Origin of the sequence: Candidatus Infernicultor aquiphilus (genome assembly GCF_002784285.1) — a bacterium.
Lineage (GTDB): Bacteria > Atribacterota > Phoenicimicrobiia > Phoenicimicrobiales > Phoenicimicrobiaceae > Infernicultor > Infernicultor aquiphilus.
Genome location: NZ_PFKO01000210.1, coordinates 1 through 2,400 on the forward strand (window position 1 = coordinate 1; position 2,400 = coordinate 2,400).

3 protein-coding genes are annotated in these 2,400 nt (G+C 34.5%); all 3 read left to right on the forward strand.

The annotated features are described in order from the left end of the window. Positions 1-252: 252 nt before the first annotated feature. From cobO to larB, 3 genes are read left to right on the forward strand one after another with little or no spacing between them, the layout of a single operon-like run. Complete coding sequence (cobO, locus tag COZ07_RS05555) at positions 253-768, forward strand: cob(I)yrinic acid a,c-diamide adenosyltransferase (RefSeq protein WP_406607589.1); 516 nt, start codon at positions 253-255, stop codon at positions 766-768. Beyond that, positions 765-1,583: an ATP-dependent sacrificial sulfur transferase LarE gene (larE, locus tag COZ07_RS05560; protein ID WP_406607590.1), complete on the forward strand. Its 819-nt coding sequence runs from the start codon at positions 765-767 to the stop codon at positions 1,581-1,583. The genes cobO and larE overlap by 4 nt, the downstream gene beginning before the upstream one ends. Before the next feature lie 3 nt (positions 1,584-1,586). Next, positions 1,587-2,348, forward strand: a complete 762-nt coding sequence (gene larB, locus COZ07_RS05565) for an AIR carboxylase family protein (protein WP_406607591.1) — start codon at positions 1,587-1,589, stop codon at positions 2,346-2,348. The last annotated feature ends 52 nt before the right edge of the window (positions 2,349-2,400 follow it).

Sequence of the window (2,400 nt, forward strand, 5' to 3'; positions counted from 1 at the left end):
CCCGCTTATTTACGGGTTCGATAAATCGAACCCCTACAACATAATTATAACCAAAAAATCATAATTTACTATAAAATTATCTGCAACGCATCAGATATATAATCTATTGAAAATATTTTTAGCTTTTTGGGAAATAACCATATAATTAGATAAGCATTATATAAATGATTAAAATAAGGTGTTTTTTGTTAATTATTTTGGTATAATAATTTAAAAGGTGCAAGCTTGGACAGTAACGGAGGTATTTTGTTGATGGTAGGATTGATACAAGTCTATACCGGTGATGGGAAAGGAAAAACCACTGCAGCTTTGGGTCTAGCTCTAAGGGCGGCAGGCAGTGGAATGAAGGTTTTAATAATCCAATTTATGAAAAAATGGGACTATGGAGAGCTTCATTCTCTTAAATTAATACCCCACATTACTTTAGAAACCTTTGGCACTAAAGAATTCATCTATAAAGGAAAAGCAAAAAAAATAGATTATGAGGAAGCCGAAAAGGCTTTTTCTTTTGGTGTAGAAGGGCTACAAAGTGGTAATTATGATCTGGTCATCTTCGATGAACTTAATCTGGCCTTATATTACGAATTATTGGATTTAAAAGAAGTTATTAAAAAAATAAAGGAAAAGCCTGAGAAGGTAGAAGTAGTTATCACTGGAAGAAAAGCACCTCAAGAGATAATTGAAATTGCTGATCTGGTTACTGAAATGAGAGAGGTTAAACACCCTTATCAAAAAGGAGTGGAAGCAAGAAAAGGAATTGAATTTTGAGAGAAGAAAAATTAAAAAATTTAGGTAAAATATTATCTGAAATGAAGAGTGTTTTAGTGGCTTATTCGGGAGGAGTGGATAGTACTTTTTTATTAAAAATTGCCGAGGAAGAATTGGGAGATAAGGTGCTGGCGGTTACAATGAGGTCAGAAATTCATCCCCTTAGTGAAATGATTGTTGCTCAGAAGATGGCACAAAAAATTGGAGTAAAACATCTGATTATTAAAACTAACATATTATCTAGAAAAGAATTTGTAAAAAATCCACCAGAGAGATGTTATCTTTGCAAAAAAGAACTATTCAGCCAAATAAAGGAAATAGCTAAAGAACATAATTTGAATTTTGTAGTAGATGGTTCTAACTATGATGACCTTGGTGATTATCGTCCCGGAAGGAAGGCTATTAAGGAACTTAAAATAAGAAGTCCTTTACAAGAAGTACTTCTTACTAAAGATGATATTCGCCTTCTTTCTAAAGAAATGGATTTACCCACCTGGAATAAACCTTCTAATTCCTGTTTAGCTACCAGGATTCCCTATGGAGATAAGATAACTTTAGAAAAATTGGGAAGGATAGGACAGGCGGAGGAATTTATTCATCATTTAGGGATTGAACAGGTAAGAGTAAGATGTCATCATAACCTAGCTCGAATCGAAGTAAGACCAAAAGATCTTCTTTTATTAAGGGAAGAAGATTTAAGGAAAAAGATAATTACTAAATTAAAAAAATGGGGATTTATCTATATTACCCTTGATTTACAAGGATACCGAAGCGGGAGTATGGAGGAAAGTATCGGTGAGAAAAGTGAGGATTAAATAGTGAAAAGAGAAGAAATTGAAAATATATTACAGCAATTTAAATCCAGTCAAATAGATCTAAAAGAGGCCTTAGAAAGACTCAAACATTTTCCTTATGAGGAAATGGGTTTTGCTAAAATAGATAGTCAGAGGCATTTAAGGAAAGGCTTCCCGGAAGTTATTTTCTGCCCAGGTAAGACTTTAGAGCAGATAAGCAAAATAACCAAAAGAATAAAAGAGATTAAAGGAAAAATCATTGCTACTCGGGCTACTTCTGAAATATATCAAACCATTAAAGAAATTATTCCAGAGGTAACCTATTTTAAAGAAGCCAAAATTGTGGCAGTTAAAGAGGAAGAGAAGAAGGTCAGCTCAAAATATATTTTAGTGGTTAGTGGCGGTACTGCTGATATTCCAGTAGCTGAAGAGGCCGCAGTTATTGCTGAGTTGATGGGCAATAAAGTAGAACGTCTTTATGATGTAGGAGTAGCCGGCCTGCATAGACTTTTAGATAACTCAAAAAAATTGTTAGCTGCTAATGTACTGATTGTGGTGGCAGGAATGGAAGGGGCCTTACCCAGCGTAATAGGTGGGTTAGTAGATAAGCCTATCATTGCGGTTCCTACCAGTATAGGTTATGGGGCAAGCTTTAAAGGGTTAGCTCCTTTATTAACTATGCTGAATAGTTGTGCCCCCGGATTAGCAGTAGTAAATATTGATAATGGGTTTGGAGCAGGCTATATGGCCAGTTTAATTAATCAGTTAAATGAGGTGAAGGAATGAGAATTGCCTATTTTGATTGTTTTTCTGGAATTAGTGGAGATATGTTCGTTGG

Coding starts and splice junctions, on each gene's coding strand:
- cobO (WP_406607589.1), top strand. CDS start 253: ATGGTAGGATTGATACAAGTCTATACCGGTGATGGGAAAGGAAAAACC.